17 protein-coding genes are annotated in these 17,412 nt (G+C 45.7%); 8 read left to right on the forward strand and 9 right to left on the reverse strand.

What is annotated here, in order from left to right; genetic code table 11:
* Positions 1-56 precede the first annotated feature (56 nt).
* Positions 57-2,918: a bifunctional [glutamate--ammonia ligase]-adenylyl-L-tyrosine phosphorylase/[glutamate--ammonia-ligase] adenylyltransferase gene (gene glnE / locus LQZ07_RS20780; protein WP_152784268.1), complete on the reverse strand. Its 2,862-nt coding sequence runs from the start codon at positions 2,916-2,918 to the stop codon at positions 57-59.
* A 225-nt stretch (positions 2,919-3,143) separates the two neighbouring features.
* Between glnE and LQZ07_RS20785 the strand changes: the two genes are divergently transcribed.
* Positions 3,144-3,890, forward strand: coding sequence for a potassium channel family protein (locus LQZ07_RS20785; protein ID WP_152784266.1), 747 nt, complete (start codon positions 3,144-3,146; stop codon positions 3,888-3,890).
* Positions 3,891-3,902: 12 nt separating this feature from the next.
* Here the strand turns inward: LQZ07_RS20785 and LQZ07_RS20790 are convergent, their stop codons facing one another.
* Both LQZ07_RS20790 and LQZ07_RS20795 read right to left on the reverse strand, forming a co-directional pair.
* A complete protein-coding gene (locus LQZ07_RS20790) occupies positions 3,903-4,667 on the reverse strand; it encodes a YdcF family protein (protein WP_152784264.1) in 765 nt (254 codons plus the stop codon).
* A gap of 3 nt (positions 4,668-4,670) precedes the next feature.
* Positions 4,671-6,158 carry a CYTH domain-containing protein gene (locus tag LQZ07_RS20795; RefSeq protein ID WP_152784262.1) on the reverse strand — a complete coding sequence of 496 codons (1,488 nt, stop codon included), beginning with the start codon at positions 6,156-6,158 and terminating at the stop codon, positions 4,671-4,673.
* A 183-nt stretch (positions 6,159-6,341) separates the two neighbouring features.
* Here LQZ07_RS20795 and LQZ07_RS20800 point away from each other — a divergent pair, with 183 nt between their 5' ends.
* The 3 genes from LQZ07_RS20800 to LQZ07_RS20810 all read left to right on the forward strand — a co-directional run bounded on the left by LQZ07_RS20800 (position 6,342) and on the right by LQZ07_RS20810 (position 9,033).
* Positions 6,342-7,019, forward strand: a complete 678-nt coding sequence (locus tag LQZ07_RS20800) for a TIGR00153 family protein (RefSeq protein WP_016401668.1) — start codon at positions 6,342-6,344, stop codon at positions 7,017-7,019.
* A gap of 26 nt (positions 7,020-7,045) precedes the next feature.
* Complete coding sequence (locus tag LQZ07_RS20805) at positions 7,046-8,311, forward strand: inorganic phosphate transporter (protein ID WP_152784260.1); 1,266 nt, start codon at positions 7,046-7,048, stop codon at positions 8,309-8,311.
* 110 nt (positions 8,312-8,421) lie between these two features.
* Positions 8,422-9,033, forward strand: a complete 612-nt coding sequence (locus LQZ07_RS20810; RefSeq protein WP_152784258.1) for a TIGR04211 family SH3 domain-containing protein — start codon at positions 8,422-8,424, stop codon at positions 9,031-9,033.
* A 64-nt stretch (positions 9,034-9,097) separates the two neighbouring features.
* Here the strand turns inward: LQZ07_RS20810 and LQZ07_RS20815 are convergent, their stop codons facing one another.
* Together LQZ07_RS20815 and LQZ07_RS20820 are read right to left on the reverse strand one after the other, a co-directional pair.
* The gene (locus tag LQZ07_RS20815; RefSeq protein WP_152784256.1) at positions 9,098-9,910 is read right to left on the reverse strand and encodes a general secretion pathway protein GspB; all 813 of its coding nucleotides are present in this window, start codon (positions 9,908-9,910) and stop codon (positions 9,098-9,100) included.
* Positions 9,910-11,532 carry an ExeA family protein gene (locus tag LQZ07_RS20820; protein ID WP_152784254.1) on the reverse strand — a complete coding sequence of 541 codons (1,623 nt, stop codon included), beginning with the start codon at positions 11,530-11,532 and terminating at the stop codon, positions 9,910-9,912. The genes LQZ07_RS20815 and LQZ07_RS20820 overlap by 1 nt, the downstream gene beginning before the upstream one ends.
* Before the next feature lie 134 nt (positions 11,533-11,666).
* Here LQZ07_RS20820 and LQZ07_RS20825 point away from each other — a divergent pair, with 134 nt between their 5' ends.
* Entirely contained in the window at positions 11,667-12,908 is a 1,242-nt protein-coding gene (locus LQZ07_RS20825) for a multifunctional CCA addition/repair protein (protein ID WP_249483335.1), read from the forward strand.
* A gap of 89 nt (positions 12,909-12,997) precedes the next feature.
* Here LQZ07_RS20825 and LQZ07_RS20830 read toward each other — a convergent pair whose 3' ends face one another.
* Genes LQZ07_RS20830 through folB form a run of 3 tightly spaced genes read right to left on the reverse strand, consistent with a single transcriptional unit; the run spans position 12,998 to position 14,676 of the window.
* On the reverse strand, positions 12,998-13,798 hold the full coding sequence (locus LQZ07_RS20830) for an undecaprenyl-diphosphate phosphatase (protein WP_152784252.1): 801 nt from the start codon (positions 13,796-13,798) through the stop codon (positions 12,998-13,000).
* Between the two features lie 24 nt (positions 13,799-13,822).
* Positions 13,823-14,311, reverse strand: coding sequence for a 2-amino-4-hydroxy-6-hydroxymethyldihydropteridine diphosphokinase (folK, locus tag LQZ07_RS20835; RefSeq protein WP_152784249.1), 489 nt, complete (start codon positions 14,309-14,311; stop codon positions 13,823-13,825).
* Positions 14,311-14,676, reverse strand: a complete 366-nt coding sequence (folB, locus tag LQZ07_RS20840; RefSeq protein ID WP_016403350.1) for a dihydroneopterin aldolase — start codon at positions 14,674-14,676, stop codon at positions 14,311-14,313. The genes folK and folB overlap by 1 nt, the downstream gene beginning before the upstream one ends.
* A gap of 123 nt (positions 14,677-14,799) precedes the next feature.
* Here folB and plsY point away from each other — a divergent pair, with 123 nt between their 5' ends.
* Positions 14,800-15,393 (forward strand): glycerol-3-phosphate 1-O-acyltransferase PlsY, encoded by a 594-nt coding sequence (plsY, locus tag LQZ07_RS20845; protein WP_152784247.1) that lies wholly within the window; start codon positions 14,800-14,802, stop codon positions 15,391-15,393.
* A 31-nt stretch (positions 15,394-15,424) separates the two neighbouring features.
* Here plsY and tsaD read toward each other — a convergent pair whose 3' ends face one another.
* A complete protein-coding gene (tsaD, locus tag LQZ07_RS20850; protein WP_016403352.1) occupies positions 15,425-16,447 on the reverse strand; it encodes a tRNA (adenosine(37)-N6)-threonylcarbamoyltransferase complex transferase subunit TsaD in 1,023 nt (340 codons plus the stop codon).
* 221 nt (positions 16,448-16,668) lie between these two features.
* On the opposite strand from tsaD, the gene rpsU reads away from it, so the two are divergent.
* On the forward strand, positions 16,669-16,884 hold the full coding sequence (gene rpsU, locus LQZ07_RS20855) for a 30S ribosomal protein S21 (protein ID WP_016403353.1): 216 nt from the start codon (positions 16,669-16,671) through the stop codon (positions 16,882-16,884).
* Positions 16,885-16,900: 16 nt separating this feature from the next.
* The gene (locus LQZ07_RS20860; protein ID WP_016403354.1) at positions 16,901-17,344 is read left to right on the forward strand and encodes a GatB/YqeY domain-containing protein; all 444 of its coding nucleotides are present in this window, start codon (positions 16,901-16,903) and stop codon (positions 17,342-17,344) included.
* The last annotated feature ends 68 nt before the right edge of the window (positions 17,345-17,412 follow it).

The raw sequence follows: 17,412 nt of genomic DNA on the forward strand, positions 1-17,412 counted from the left end.
GCTGGCTTTAACTTAAAAGCAGCGCCTTTTTTAAGCCTTAAAACCCTTGTTCAGTGCTAAGTAAACAACTGCCGCCAAGTATCGGTCACTACACTTAAATCTTGCTTAAACTCGGCTTTGTTGGCCAAACGTGGCAAACCTTGCAAACCACAGCGGTGACACTCATCGCGAATATCCAAGTAGCTTTGGCTTAGCCCCTGAGCTTGTTCAGGCTTTAATAAATCAAGCTCGGCACAGCTTTCAAATATTCTTACGTTGTCAGTCCATTTACTTAACTGAGGGTACTCTTGGGTATGCAGTAATACTAAGTATTGAGCAATGAACTCAATGTCTACCATACCGCCAGGAGATTGCTTGAGATCCAGAACGTCTTCTGTTTCTCGGCTTAAGTGTCCCTGCATTTTGCTGCGCATCTCTTGCACTTGTTTGGCTAGCTCTACCGCTTGGCGTGGCTGAGCCAAAATTTTATGGCGAACTTGGGCGAAACTCTCAGCGAGTTCTGCATCTCCATAAATTACTCTGGCACGCACTAGCGCTTGGTGCTCCCAGGTCCACGCTTCCTTCACTTGATATTGCTCAAAAGCTTCAATGGCGGAAACCAATAAACCAGAAGCACCAGAAGGACGTAAGCGCATATCCAATTCATACAGTACACCTGAGGCGGTGCGTGTATTGAACAGATGCATAATTCGCTGTGCCAGCTTTAGATAAAACTGCTTACTGTCGATTTGCTTTGGCCCATTGGTATAGGTGCTACTGTCGCTATTGTGCAAAAAGACTAAATCTAGATCGGAGCTATAACCTGTTTCAATACCACCAATTTTGCCGTAACCCACTACCGCAAAACCACGTTGTTGTTCACCTAAATGCTCTGGGTAACCATGGCGCTCAACCATCTGGCTCCAGGCTTGCTCAACCACCGCGTTTACTATCACTTCGGCTACCGCGGTTAAGTGATCACTCACTTTCATTAGCGGCAATGCACCAGCAATATCGGCAGCAGTAATACGTAACTGCTGAATTTGTTTGAACTGACGCAGCGCCTCCATTTGCTGTTCCATGTCATCGGGTGGAATACGCAACATAAACTCACGGAGCTGCTGGGCGTAACTGTCTTCGCTGGCCGGGTTGTACAGTAGCTTAGGATCGAGTAACTCATCCAAAAGAATAGGAAAGCTCGCCAGCTTTTGCGCCAACATGGCGCTGCCTGCGCAAAGCCTTAATAGTTGCTGCAACGAAGCTGGGTTTTCGGCTAACAGCTCTAGGTAAGCGGTTCTTGATAGAATCCGCTCAAGCAATACCATTACCCGCGGCAATACCAAACTGGTTTGAGGATGCTCAAACAGCTGCTGTAATAAACTTGGCATCATCCGCTCTAGGGTTTGGCGACCGCGCTGACCAATTTGGCGCTTCTCTACGGCGTGCATAAAGTGGTACATGGTTTCTACGCGAGCTTTTTGCTCTTCCTCGCTACAAACATGTTTGCTCATCAAGCTAGCAAGGGCTTCTCTATCAGCGCCGCAATGCCACAAATCATCATATTCTTGGCCTGCTTGATGCTCTTCTTGTTCCTCTTCACCAATGGCAGATTGGAAGCAGGCGTTTACCTGAGCAAGCCCTTGCTGCAATTGTTGGTAGAAACTCTCCCAATTGTCATGACCCATTACCCAAGCAACGCGCTGCTGGTCACCGCTTGTATCTGGTAGGGTTTGAGTTTGCTGATCATCTATTTGCTGCAGAATGTTTTCCACTTGGCGTAGATACAAATAGTGTTCGCGCAGCATCTTGGTTTGAGCTTCACTCAACTCACCGTGCTCACTTAACTGTGACAAAGCCTGCAGTAGTGAACGGGTTTGTAGCACCGGCTCGCGCCCACCACGAATAAGCTGGAAAGTTTGTACAATAAACTCAATTTCACGAATGCCGCCCGAGCCCAGTTTGATATTGTCGCGCAAGCCTTTGCGGCGAATTTCAGAGTTAATCATAGCCTTCATCGAGCGCAGTGCTTGAATAGCACTAAAGTCGATGTAGCGACGATAAACATAGGGCTTAAGCATGGCTTGAATATCTTGATCAAAGCGCAAGTCTTGGTTAATCACTCGCGCCTTAACCATGGCGTAGCGCTCCCAATCTCGGCCATGATGTTGATAATAATCTTCAAAGGCTGCGTAACTAACCGCCAAGGGACCAGATTCTCCAAATGGTCGCAAGCGCATGTCTACCCGAAATACAAAGCCATCTACAGTGGTTTGATCAATGAGTTGAATAAGCCGCTGCCCCATGCGAATAAAGAACTGCTGATTGGCAATGCTACGGCGGCCACCTTGGGTTTCTCCGTTCTCGGGAAAACAAAAAATCAAATCGATATCGGATGAAAAATTTAGCTCTCGCCCGCCCAACTTTCCCATGCCAATTACCACTAATGGCTGCGCGTTTCCTTCAGCATCACTGGGTGTACCAGACTCACCGCAACAGCGTTTGTACAACCATTGATTAGCACAATCTACGCAACTATCAGCCACAGCCGACACTTGGGCAAAGCTGTCTGTTACTGCTTGCTTAAGAAGTAAATCACGCCAAGCAATAAGCACCATTTGCATGCGGCGGAACTGACGCAATACCTTTTTGGCACCGTCGTCGGTAATTTGCTCGGCCAGTTCGGTACTTAACTGCTCACGCATTTGCTGTTCGTTTAAGGGCTGCTCTAACAATTGCTGTTGCCAAATATCAGAGAGAAGACTTGGCTGGCTAATGCAGCTTCGGGCGATAAAATCACTCAAAGCAAAGGCGGTTTTACTCTGCAACTGTTGTTGTGCATCTAGTTGCTCTAATAAATTTGGCGCTAACTCGATAAGGCGCTCCCAAGATTGCTCAGCAATAGTATAAAGCTCGCTAGGGACAGGAAGAGTACTTGGCATGATGAAGAAAACCCGAATCCAAAATTTGGCTTAATATCATCATGATTCATGCTTGAGCACAAGCTGGATCGCAGGGAGTGTAAGCCATATCAAACTGGTGATTAGCTGATAGCAAAAAACCAAGCAAAAATTGACTTCATCTGCCATTTTTAAGCACCAAAAACCGTTGTTTGATAAAATTGGCGTATAGTAAAATCAGCTGTTCTTATCCTTCGGAATTAATAAATGAAAACGCACATCAATGCCTTCGACTTAGTGATGCTGTTTCTGTCGCTAATAGCCATTGTGATTGTTAGCAGCTTGTTCTTTTACCCTGCAGATTCTCAACTTAAAGCCTTACTGATCAATCTAGATACGCTTATTTGCGTTGTATTTATTGTGCACTTTATTGTGAGTGCTGCTCGCAGCAAATCTCCGCTTGCCTATTGCAAACATCATTGGATAGACCTACTCGCGAGTATTCCTATGGTGGAGGCGCTGCGCCTATTGCGTTTTTTCCATGCGATAAAACTGATTAAAGCTTTAAGTGAGCAGCGGCACCTATTAGCGAGCTTAAAACATCGTCGAGTAGAATCCGCCGCGGCAACTGTTTTGTTCGGCTTACTGGTGATAATTCTGCTGGGTTCTATTGGCATACTGCTGGCCGAGCAAGACCAAGCAGGCAGCCAAATAAGTAGTGCAGGTGAAGCCTTGTGGTGGGCAATAGTGACAATATCTACCGTGGGTTATGGTGATTTTGTGCCGGTTACAGATGCTGGACGCATTATTGCTGGTGTGATGATTTTAACCGGCGTTGGCTTTTTTGGTGCGATATCTGGTTTGATGTCTACTTTTTTACTTCGTGGAAAATCTAATTCAGAGCATCAAATTCAGCAGTTGATCGTAGAGCAACAAAAAGAACATCAGCAACTCAAACAACAATTGAGCAATATTCAGCAGCAGTTGAGTGAACTACAAAAGAAGTCTCATTGAAGCGCGGTTTAATTAACTACCTCGCAGCTTAAGCCAAGCATGGGCTAGCGCTTCGTATGCCGCAGTATCTGCCTTGCCTATATGGCTAAGCCGCGGAATAAAGCTTTGCCAGGTGAAGCCAGCATGCCAGTTTTTCACCTGATAGTAAGTAGGAGCGGCAGTAGGATAAAGCCCCTGCATGGCAAATAGTCGCATCGCTCTTGGCATATGAGAAGCTTGAGTAACTAAGGTTAATTGGGTATTCGGGTAAAGTCTGGCAATGTTAGCAGCTTCTTCAGCAGTGTCTTTAAGCTGATAGCTACGAATTAATCGAGACTCAGGCACCCCTAACGACAAAGCCAGTTTGGCAAGCATATCGGCATGCTGTACTCCACTGCCTTCATTATCACCACCCGATAATAATATTTTCACTTGCGGTTGCTGGCGCCATAAACGAACCGCTTCAACAACTTTAACTGCGCCACAAGGCAGCACCTGACTAGATAGCGGCTGATTTTCATCTTGATAATGCAAACAGCCCAACACCACAATTATTTGCGTATCTGGTGGTAGAGAATGTAATCCGTTGTATTGTTTTTCCCAATAATAAAGAAGTGCGCCACTTACCGGATATAGGCTTAAACAAAACATCAGCAACAAACTAATTACGGCGCAGCTGCGGGCTAGTAGCTTATGACCTCGCAGTCCAAAAAAGAGAGCCAACAACAACAACAGCCATAGTGAGGTACTAGGCATAGCCAACACGGTGAGTAGTTTTTTTAAGGCGAAACCGTCCACGACTTACCAATACACCGCTTGTTGCAGCGCTTGCTGACGAGAAAACTCTAAGGCATCCAGTAAGGAGCGCTCTTTACGCTGCACCCACTTTTCAATGGCTTGCTGTAACTCTGCATCCAGCTCTGGCAATAGTTCTCGCATCGGCTTAAACAAACTCAGTTCTTCAATGCCCGATAGAATATCTACCCAAGGCAAGCGGAATTCTTGGCGCAGCTCTTGATCAAACAATTCACCTACACACATGCCCACCAGCAGGTTACGTCGCAATTTAGTGGCTTGTTTCATATAGGCATTACAATCAAGCTGAGGTTCAGCCAAAGGCGATTGTTGCAAGTAATCCCAACTAGTTTGCAACATTGCTTTGGCTAAATGCTGAATATTCTCTTTCTGTAGAGCTTGGCTGTGCTGCCATTTAGCTTGATAAAGCCAGCGGGTTATTTTTAACATCAAACTACAATAGCGGGCGCTATGCATTAATTGATAAACATCATCAGGTTGCGGCAAATCATCCTGACGCTGTTGCAGGGTTTTCAATAAAGAGCGTTGCTGAGGTAACTTCTTAATCAATGCACCTCGTTCAGCAGTCAGTTTATTTAAACTGGCGGCTTGGGTTAACCACGCAAACTGTTGGCGTAACCAACGTAATTCATTAAGCCAAGCGCATTCTACTAAATCGCGCTCACTAAACATTTTGCAGGCTTGAAACAACATTTGCACCGCTAGAGAGACTTGCTCCAAAGCAGCAAAACTTCGCTGCTCCACAAATAGCTGTTCGTGGTATTGCCAATGTTCGAGTGCACCAGCAAAAATTCGATTTAAGCATTCACTAGTACTATCAGCATCACTAAGTTTAACTGCGCTTAGGGTTTTAACTTGTTGTACATGAGCGGTAGCCAGCATATATCCACGCTGAGCTTTGCTAATGTTTGCTAAGCGTAAACCTTCTATTGAGGCAATGTCGCTGGCGAGTTCGAAAAGCTGGCTAATGTCGCCTTTAACAAACTCCAGCTCAATTTCGCATATGGCTTCGTGCTCGCTTCCTGCGGTAAGCGAACCTTGATCGAAAGCTACTTCAATTAGGGTATCGTTAGGCAAATCAACCAACCAAGTTTGTCTATCAAAGGTGGTAGTAAATAAAGGGCTTAGCTGATTATTAAGACTGGAAAGATCGGCGCCGGCTGGCCATTCAACTTCTTCAAATAAGGCTAATTGTGGTTGGTTAGATTGAAGCACACAATTGTATTCGGGACGCTGGTGTAAACCGCCTACACTTAATCCATCGGTTTTAATGGTTTGAACATTGTCGCCATCGCCACTGCGAATACGTAAGCCCATACCCCAACGCATCAGTTGGCGGTCATCAGTATCAAAATAAACACTGGTGAGGGTTTTCACTTCGGTTTGCAGCACACTATACTGATTGAGCCGAGCCAATAACACCGACGCGCATTGAGGTGTAGCTAAGAGCTTGATTTCAATTTCAGTGTTCATGGTTTATCCATGTAGGCTGATGCAGCGACCTGCTCCCTCTGTTCAGTTTTCATACAAAACCTTTGATTCAGCTCAAGTAAAAAGCAACAAATTGTAAGATAAATGCTTGCACTTAAGCTCCGCTACGTTACCATGCGCCTCGCAAAAAATATATCCTTTGCATAGCTAATTGGAACAGAGATTATGTCCGGAAATACAATTCTAGGTTTGTTCGCTAAATCGCCGATTAAACCTCTAGAAGAGCATATCAATGTAGTACACGAATGCTGTGAGGGTCTTGTACCTTTTTTTGAAGCAGTACTTAATAAAGATTGGAAAACTGCGGCAAAACGTCGTAGAGACATTTCAAACTTAGAAAAAGAAGCTGATCGCATGAAGCGTGAAATTCGCCTGAATCTACCTGGTGGTATTTTCATGCCTGTTGAACGTTCAGACGTACTCGAGCTGCTTACTCACCAAGATCGAATTGCCAATAAAGCAAAAGACATTTCAGGTCGCATGTTAGGCCGAAAGATGGAGTTACCACCTAAACTTGCTGAAATGTTCATGACTTACTTAGCGCGTTGTTTAGATGCAACTGGTAAAGCTAAAGAAGTAATCAACGAACTAGAAGATCTACTAGAAACAGGCTTTAAAGGCCGTGAAGTAGACCTAGTGAAAAAAATGGTACACGAACTCGATATTATCGAAGACGATACCGACGCACAGCAAATCAAAATTCGTCGAAAATTACAAAAGCTAGAGAAGAAACTAGATCCTATCGACGCAATGTTCCTATATTTCATCATTGAAGCTATCGGCGAACTAGCCGACCAAGCGCAGCGCGTTGGTGCTCGCTTAGAACTGATGATCTATCGCTAAACAAAGAAAATACTTAGGTAACTCCAATGGAAATTCTTGCAACTTACGGCACTACGCTGATTGTTATTGCGGCCGTTTTTGGCTTTGTTATGGCGTGGGGTATTGGTGCCAACGACGTAGCCAACGCTATGGGTACATCGGTAGGCTCTAACGCTATTACCATTAAACAAGCGATTATTATCGCGATGATCTTTGAATTTGCCGGTGCTTATTTGGCCGGTGGTGCGGTAACCAATACCGTACGTAAAGGCATCATTGATTCTGGCGCGTTTGTTAACACTCCCGAGCTATTAGTATTCGGTATGATTGCCGCGCTGCTTGCTGCTGGTACGTGGCTATTAATTGCCTCTTACAACGGCTGGCCAGTATCAACCACTCACTCTATTATTGGTGCCATTGTTGGTTTCGCCGCAGTAGGTGTAGGCACAGAAGCTGTAGAATGGGCCAAAGTCGGCGGCATTGTAGGCAGCTGGGTAATTACTCCCGCTATCTCTGGTGTATTTGCTTACTTAATCTTTGTGAGCGCCCAGAAGCTTATTTTTGAACATGACAATCCACTAGAAGCCGCTAAACGCTACGTGCCAGGTTACATGTTCTTAGCTGGCTTTATGATGGCGCTAGTAACCATCAAAAAGGGCCTTAAACACATTGGTTTAGAGCTAAGCAGTGTTGAAGGTTACGTTTGGGCCGTAGCCGTTGGCGTATTGGTTGCTATTGTAGGTAAGGTGATTATTAGCCGCCTAAAAATCGACCCTAAAGCCGACCGTCAAATGCACTACACCAACGTAGAAAAAGTATTTGCAGTACTAATGGTAATTACCGCTTGTTGTATGGCTTTTGCTCACGGTTCAAACGACGTAGCAAATGCTATCGGTCCATTGGCGGCAGTAGTTAGCGTAGTAAATAACAACGGTGAAATTGCCGCTAAAGCCTCACTAGCATGGTGGATTTTACCACTAGGTGGTTTAGGTATTGTGGCCGGTTTAGCCCTGTTTGGTCATCGCGTAATTGCCACTATTGGTAAAGGTATTACCCACCTTACACCTAGCCGTGGTTTTGCTGCTGAACTCGCTGCTGCAACAACAGTAGTCGTTGCCTCGGGTACTGGCTTGCCAATCTCTACCACTCAAACCCTAGTAGGTGCGGTGTTAGGTGTGGGTATGGCACGTGGTATTGCCGCGCTTAACCTCGGTGTAGTACGTAGTATTGTAGTATCTTGGGTAGTAACTCTGCCGGCCGGTGCAGCACTATCTATCGTGTTCTACTACATTATGTTGGCTATTTTTAACTAGTATCTCACTAAACTAGTTAACTTTACTCACATTAACAACGTTGCTGGTTGAGACTAGCAACGTTGTTTCGTACACTAACGGCGAAACTATTCTAAATAAAGAGATACGCCGTGATTGTCAGAACACTATCTGCTGCTTTTTTATCGCTTGCCCTCGCCTTCCCTGCTCTTGCTCAAACTCGTTACATCTCTGACGACTTATATGTCTTCATGCATTCTGGTCCTAGCAACCAATTTCGTATTGTAGGTAGCGTAAACGCGGGTACTAAAATCAATCAGGTTGAATACAACCAAGAAAACAAATACGCCAAAATTGTTTTAGAGAATGGCCGCGAAGGCTGGGTAGAAGCTAAATACCTTAATCGCTCTCCAGGCTTAGCTGCTCAATTAGAACAAGTTAAAAGCCAGTTAGAAAAAAGCCAAACTGCGCTTAAGCAGCAACAGCAAGACAGCGGTGCAGCCTCTGCCGAACAAGCTGAGCAAATTGATTCCCAGCAACAGCAAATTGAACAACTTCAGCTTACTAACGATCAGTTAAACGAACAGCTTACTCAAATTAGCCAGCAAAATAATGCCATCCAACATGAGTTAGACACCAAAGATGAAGCGGTGCAAATGCAGTGGTTTATGCGAGGCGCAGGTGTAGCGGGTATTGGTTTAATTCTAGGTATATTGCTGCCAATGATCCCTCGTCGTAAAAAGCGCGATAATCAGTGGATGTAACCGCTGTTATTTTTCCATTAAAAAAGGCGCTTAGTGCGCCTTTTTTGTTAGCCCCACTTTTTTGTTAACCCCAATCTGACAAAGCATTCAGTCGACATAAGTTACCTGCAACCCGCAGCACAATGTCATCAAGACGAATCGCCACCAACTCGATGTTCTTGGTAACAAAATCGCCTTCTACCAACTCTTTATCATTAAGGGTGACATAACGGCGGTTCGGGTCTGACGAAAATACGTGCGAGTTAAAGGTAATGGCTGGTACCAATTTTTGCACCTCTGGGTCGAGCGCTCCAACCATGGGTGCGTCGTCATAGGTACTTGGGTCAAACTCCGCGTCCCAGCTTAAGGTATTGGTTGCTTGTACAGCCGCTGCAAAGCGTTGCTCTAAGCCCTTTTCTTCTGCCGAGCTAGGCTTGGCAGGTGCCGACTGCTGCACTGGCACAGGCTTACTGGCCACCACAGTAGAGCGGTCGTTTGGCGTAGCCACTGGCTCTGGCGCTTGATACTGCGGAATAGGTGCATTTAATAAGGTTTCAAACTGCTTTTGGCGTAGTGCTAGCAAATCAACCTTTTCTAGCCCTTCTAATTGAGGCAAGGGCAACAGCTCAATCTCTAACTTAGGTTCAACCACCCGAGAGACCCGCATTATAGGTTTAGTTTCTAGCTCTTTAGTTACAGGCTGAACCGCAGCCTCCACTTTAGCTGGCGCGGTATCCTTGTTTGATTGCTGCCACAACCAAAAACCGCCAGCGCCTAAAGATAAGGTGAGAACCGAACTTAGCACTGCGGTTAATACTGGATTAACTGGCGAGGGCGCAACTAAAGCAACCGCTTCGTTTGGCTGACTACGGCGCTGTGCGTCTAAAATACTGGACATTAATTCAACTCCTGCAAGCGCGGTTGATCAACGTAAATCTGTTGGTTAAGACGTAATAAAGTAAATACACCAGCTATGCCATCGGCACTTAGGCGATTTTGCTGCTGGAACTGCTGCACTTGACGGCTTAACTGGGCATCAAAATTAAAAGTTTTGCGTGGACGCAGTCCTTGAATTAATGACAAGCTTTGCTCTAGCCAATAAACAGCTTCGCCTTGGTTGCCCTGTTTAAGCACCCCAGTAAAGCCTGGGGGTTGCTTCCAGAGTACTTGAAACTCGCCGTTCCAACGTTGGCCAAACCAAGATCGACTAACCATAATTGCGCGGTCACCCATCCATAGTTCTAATTTAGGCCCCCAATGGCGCACCACCGCATAAAAGTAATGACCGTCTTCTTCTAGCTCAACTACCGCGGGAAGGTTCACTTCTCGCAAAGCCCGCTCGCCGCCTGTAAGGTTTAAACAATATAGTTCTAAGCTTGTTACTAGGTTGCAGTTTGCTTGCGCATTCGCCACATCGTAACCCCAAGTACGCAACAATAATTGCCAAGAGCGCGCTGGCAAACTGTTGTTCGCTCGTAGTTGCTGCCACTCTTGCTTAATTGCTTGAATGTCATCTTCGCTTTGTTCCAGCACAGGGGCAGGCTCTACAGCAACAATCTCGGTTGGGCGCTCAACAACTGGCGCAGCTATCGGCTGGTTTTCTATTTCAACTGCTGGCGTTTGCTGCAAAATAAACCAAGCCGCCACGATCAAGCAGCCTAATAAAGCACCACTCAATACATAGTTAAGGTTAAAGCCTTGAGACTTAGGCTCGCCCAAGGCCACTTCTTCAATCGCTTGATTAAGCGCTTTTTTGTCTACCTGCATTTGGTCACGGCCGTAGGCAGCTAACAAAGCGCGGTCGCATAGCAAGTTAATCACCCGCGGAATGCCGTCTGCAGCCTTAAACAACTGCTTAATCACCGAGGGAGCAAATAGAGGGCGCTCACACCCCGCCACCATTAAGCGATGGCGCACGTAGGCTTCTACTTCATTTACGGTTAATGGCAGCAAGTGATAGCGAGCGGTAATACGCTGAGCCAATTGGCGTAAAACCGGTTGCTTAAGCTTTTGTTGCAGTTCGGGTTGGCCAATTAATACCACCCGCAATAACTTGCGTGTATCGGTTTCAAAATTGGTTAATAACCGTAATTGTTCGAGGACTTCTACCGACAAGTGCTGCGCTTCATCAATCAGCAGCATGGTGTTGCCACCTTGGAAGTGGTTCTCTAACAAACGCTGGCGAATCGCGTCGCCAAAGTCTTTTACGCTAAAAGAGTCACGGTCATATTCTATGCTCAGCTCATCACACACTGTGGCTAACAACTCTAGTTCGGTAAGGCTTGGGTTTAACACCAAGGCCACTTGGGTGTTTTCGGGCACTTGTTTAAGCAAGGCGCGCGACACCGTGGTTTTGCCGGTACCAACCTCACCAGTAAGCAACACAAAGCCACCAGTCTCGCCCAAACCAAAGGTAAGGTGAGCCAAGGCTTCTTTATGACGCTCGCTCATAAACAAGAAATCAGGGTTTGGCGCTATCGAAAAGGGACTTTCCTTTAAGCCAAAGTAATCCAAATACATTAAACCGCTATCCTTTCACCGATTATGGCTGCCACTTATATTACAAGTCGCAATCCAAGCCCTATTGAGCATTGATAGGTGTATAATACCCCCACGCAAGGCGTTTGTGGATATTAGTTAACGAGGAGTGATAAGTGGAAACCTATTTAGTCGGCGGAGCAGTACGAGATCAACTACTAGGTTTACAGGTAAAAGACCGCGATCACGTTGTGGTTGGCGCCACTCCCGAACAAATGCTACAACTTGGCTACAGCCAAGTAGGCAAAGATTTCCCAGTATTTTTGCATCCTCACAGCCAAGAAGAATATGCATTGGCGCGCACCGAACGCAAACAAGGCACAGGTTACACCGGCTTTAGTTGTGATTTCTCTGATGATATTCGCTTAGAAGACGACCTCTTACGACGCGACCTTACCGTAAATGCCATTGCCCGCTCAGAAAATGGTGAGCTAATTGACCCTTACGGTGGCCAACGCGACTTAGATGCGAAGCTACTACGCCATGTATCGCCCGCCTTTGTAGAAGATCCGTTGCGAGTATTACGAGTGGCCCGCTTTGCCGCGCGTTTCCATCACCTAGGATTTAAAGTTGCCGATGAAACCATCGAGTTAATGCGAGAAATTGCTCACTCGGGCGAATTAGCCAGCTTAACCCCAGAGCGTATTTGGCGAGAACTAGAAAAAGCGCTTGGCAGCCAATCACCACAAGTATTTTTTGCAGTATTGCGAGAAGCAGACGCACTGGCGGCCTTAATACCAGAACTGGATGATTTATTTGGAGTGCCAGCCAGTCCCAAATGGCACCCAGAAATAGACACCGGCATTCACACCTTAATGGTAATAGAGCAAAGTGCTAAACATGGTTATAGCAACCTAGTGCGCTTTGCAGCCTTGTGCCACGACTTTGGCAAAGCCTTAACCCCTGAAGAAAAGCTGCCTTCTCATCCAGGCCACGGGCCTAAGGGGGTAAAGCTAATCAAAGCCTTTTGCCAACGCATCAAAGTACCTAACGAGTACCGAGATTTAGCGCTACTTGTCGCTGAGCACCACATTACCATTCACAGCGCTTTGGAACTTCGTCCCGAAACCGTATTAAAGCTGTTTAACCGCTGCGATGCTTGGCGCAAACCAGAGCGTTTTACCCAAATACTAGAAGCTGGCGTGGCCGATATTCGTGGTCGTTTAGGTTTTGAACAAAACGATTACCCTGCTTACAACTATTTGCTATCGCAGCTCGAGGTAGCCAACAGCGTGAATATTCAAGCCATTGTGCAACAAGGTTATAAAGGTGAGGCGATTCGCGAACAGGTGCACCTAGCGCGGCTTAAGCTGATTAAGCAAGAAAAGCAGCGTTATTTACAACATCTTGAGCAATAAGCTGACTGAACAGTAACCAAGCCATGCAGTTCATTACAATAAAAAAGCACGCCCATTGGCGTGCTTTTTTTGTTCGAACTAAAGGCCGTTTAACTTAAGGCTAAAAAGGCAAACAAAGTAATACCCAGTAACATTCGGTAGATAACAAACGGCTTCATACCTACCTTGTTAACCCACTTAATAAACAAGTGAATACAAGAATAAGCACTGATAAACGACACCAATATACCCAGCGACATAGACGACCAGTCGATATCCACCGGATTATCAGCCATGTCTTTGCCCATAAGAACACAAGCGCCAACAATTACCGGAATAGACATTAAAAATGAAAAACGCGCCGCGGCTTCGCGGGTTAGGCCCAACATTAAGCCTGCTGTAATTGTTATACCACTCCGCGAAGTACCAGGAATAATCGCTATCGCTTGTGCAACACCCACAAACAGCGCTTGTTTCCAGCCAATTTTGTACTCGTCGTGCACTAACTTAGCTTGCGAATCGGCCCACCATAACAAAGCACCAAATACGATGGTGGTAGTTGCAATCACATACGCAGAGCGCAAATACTCTTCAATCAACGATTTAAACAAGCCGCCAAACAATACCGCAGGAATAGTGGCTAAGAGAATTAACCAAGCAAGCACAGCCTCGGGGCTACGATTACCAGTAAACGAGCTTAACCACGCTTTGAGCATGGCCCATACTTCTTTTCTAAAATAACCCAAAACGGCAAACAAACTGCCTACGTGCACCGCTACATCAAAGGCAATCCCCTGATCATCCCAACCAAAAATCTGCGAGGGCAAAATTAAATGGGCAGAGCTGGAAATAGGTAAAAACTCGGTCAAACCTTGGATCAAAGCCAAAAAAATGGTCTCAAATGTACTCATTCTTGGTTCCTTGCTGCTAAAAAATTAAAAGTTGAAACTCTCTACAAGAGTGAGCACTTGGCTACTATGATCAAAATCTTGCCATAGTTGCGTGTAAGTTTGATGAAGCGTTGGATGTACCAACTCGCCAGCAATATCTGCCAGCGGCTTTAATACAAAAGCACTTTTACTTATCTCGGCTCTGGGTAATACACAGGGTGAATCTACCACCAAGTGGTTATATAAAAGAATATCGATATCTAAGGTGCGTGACGAGTACTTTTGCGCATCCATTGCTCGGCCGTGTTCAAATTCAATCCGTTTAATCGTTTCAAACACCGCTTGTAAGGATAAAGGGCTAGTAAATTTAGCCACCAAATTGTAGAACTCGGGCCCATCAAAACCCAAGGCAGGGCTTTCATAAACTGGGCTTAAAGTTAACTCGCCAAATTGTGCGCGTAATGCAGCCACACCTTGTTGAATGTATTGCTCACGTTCAATGTTACTGCCAATGCCTACAAAAATATCGGCCATTACGAAGCGTAATCCTTTTGCTCACGTTCAATCTGCACACCCACGTTGCTAGCAAATGGAACGGCTCCGGGTTTATTGATAGTGACCTTAAGCCACGGCACAGAAAACTGCTGAATCACTAAGCTCGCCACTTTTTCAGCCACGGTTTCAACTAACTCATGAGCTTGCCCGGTAACGAGATCACTCACCGCTTGACTCACCGAGGCGTAATCAAGCGCTAGCGATAAATCATCATTTTGGGCGGCAGGTTTGTTATCCCACGCCATTTCTAAATCGATAAGCAACTTTTGCTTAATCTCTTTTTCCCACTCGTAAGCACCGATGGTGGCTAATACGGTGAGATCTTTAATAAATACTTTATCCATAGTTCTGGCTGCTGTGCTGCAAACGTGCTTATTAGCCTTAGCTAAAAAAACAGCGTATGATTTGACCTTTGAGAGAGCGCGATAATACCGCAATTCGGCAATTGGTGGAATGCTTCTAAGCTAATGGGTTTACTCGGTTTATTTTTTATTACGGCAGCTTATTTGCTGGGTTCTATATCCAGTGCCGTACTAATATGTCGAATTTACCGCTTACCCGACCCTCGCCAACACGGCTCAAACAACCCAGGTGCCACCAACGTTTACCGCATCGGCGGCAAAATTCCTGCAGCATTAGTATTAGTATGTGACCTATTAAAAGGCATGGTGCCAGTTTGGATGGGTTACTACGCGGGACTAGCACCAATAGTATTGGGATTTGTAGGTATAGCTGCATGCTTAGGCCACATGTACCCCATCTTCTTTCATTTTGAAGGTGGCAAAGGTGTCGCAACAGCCTTAGGTGGCGTACTGCCAATTGGCTTAGACTTAGCAGCTTTACTGATAGTAACTTGGATTATGACCTTAAAACTGCGCGGCTATTCATCGTTAGCTGCTATTGTGAGTGTAAGTTTAGCGCCTTTATACACTTGGTTAATCAAATCTGAATACACTCTCCCCGTAGCGATGCTAGCCTGCCTTATTATTATTCGCCACCAGGGCAACATTACCCGCCTGCGCAATCACACCGAAAGCAAAGTAGTCAATAAAGACCAATAAAAAAGCGCCTATTTAAGGCGCTTTTTAACATCTAAATCGCTTTAGCAGGCGGTAACTCATCAAGCGGCCAACGAGGCATCGCTTTTACTGATAAACCTTCGGTTTGGCCTGCTTTAAAACGCTGCATACCTGCGTAAGCAATCATAGCGCCATTGTCGGTACAAAACGCTGGCCGCGGGTAATACACTTTACCCCCACGCGATTCTAGTAACTCACCGAGCTGCTCTCGCAATGATTTATTGGCGCTTACACCACCGGCAATCACTAAGCGTTTTAAGCCAGTTTGCTTTAAGGCGCGACGACACTTAATGATTAAAGTTTCAACCAAGGCTTGTTGGAATGCTAAGGCAATATCTGCTTGGGTTTGTTCATCTTTGCCTTCGGCATCGATGGTGTTTTTAGCAAAGGTTTTAAGGCCGGAAAAGCTCATATCTAAACCAGGGCGATCAGTCATTGGCCTAGGAAAAGTAAAGCGGCCTGGTGTGCCCTTTTCAGCCAAACGGCTTAGCGCTGGGCCACCTGGATAATCTAAACCTAATAACTTGGCGGTTTTATCAAAGGCTTCTCCAGCTGCGTCATCAATAGATTCACCGAGAATTTGATATTCACCAATGCCGTCCACTTCTACTAATAGAGTGTGGCCACCGGAAACCAGCAAGGCTAAAAAAGGAAACTCTGGTGGGTTGTCTTCTAGCATTGGGGCTAACAAATGCCCTTCCATATGGTGAACCGGCACAGCAGGTTTGTTCCACGCCATCGCAATACTGCGCGCTGTTAGCGAGCCAACCAATAAAGCCCCTACTAAACCTGGGCCAGCGGTGTATGTTACTGCATCAATATCATCTGCCGTGCACTTGGCATTCGCCATCGCTTCTTTTATAAGAGGAATGGTTTTACGAATGTGGTCGCGCGAGGCCAACTCTGGTACTACTCCACCATAATCGGCATGTAATTTAACCTGACTGTAAAGAACGTCGGCCAATAAACCTTGTTGGTCATCATAAATGGCCACGCCCGTTTCATCACACGACGTTTCAATACCTAGTACACGCATAATCTTGCTTTTCCTGCTTAGTTACTGGCTTAAAAATAGGTGTTTTTAATGCTTAAGCCCGCTTAAAATCGCAGCTATATTACTTGCTAGCGGCTTATTTCACCAGAGGATTACAAATAGGCTTTACATTGCCCCCTAGTTCGGCTTAAAATTCCGCACCATTTTTAAACACTCAGGCTGATTTTTGTTCGGCCGTTAATAAACCGGAAGGTGATAGGCATATGCCAATCGTTAAAGTACGTGAAAACGAACCATTTGACGTAGCTCTACGTCGTTTCAAGCGCTCTTGCGAGAAAGCAGGTATTCTTTCTGAAGTTCGCCGTCGCGAGTTTTATGAAAAACCAACTACAGCTCGTAAACGTGCTAAAGCGTCTGCTGTTAAACGTCACGCTAAGAAATTGGCTCGTGAAAACGCACGTCGCGTTCGCTTGTACTAAGCGCTGTTAATAACCTATGTCATTAAAAGCAACCTTACAAGATGAGCAAAAAGCAGCAATGCGCGCCAAAGACAAGTTTCGTCTTGGCACACTGCGTATGTTGCTTGCGGCTGTTAAACAGGTAGAAATTGACGAGCGCATTACTTTAGATGATGACCAGATCCTGAGCATCATTGTTAAACAAGTAAAACAGCGTAAAGACGCAGCTGAACAATTTACAGCTGCCGAACGTCAAGACTTAGCTGATAAAGAACTTGCCGAGATTGAAATCTTGGAAGCGTTCCTTCCTCAAGCGCTCAGCGAACAAGAAGTAGCCTCGTTAATCGAAGCCGCTATTGCTCAAACAGGCGCTGCTGGAATGCAAGATATGGGTAAAGTGATGGGCATCCTGAAACCTCAGGTACAAGGCCGTGCAGACATGGGTGCTATTAGCGCCGCTGTCCGCAGTAAACTAGCCTAAGCTCGTCCCTTAGAATACTCGAACAAGCCGTGTTCTCATTGAGTTCACGGCTTGTTTGTTTTTAATTT

The organism is Agarivorans sp. B2Z047 (assembly GCF_023373605.1).
GTDB lineage: Bacteria > Pseudomonadota > Gammaproteobacteria > Enterobacterales > Celerinatantimonadaceae > Agarivorans > Agarivorans albus.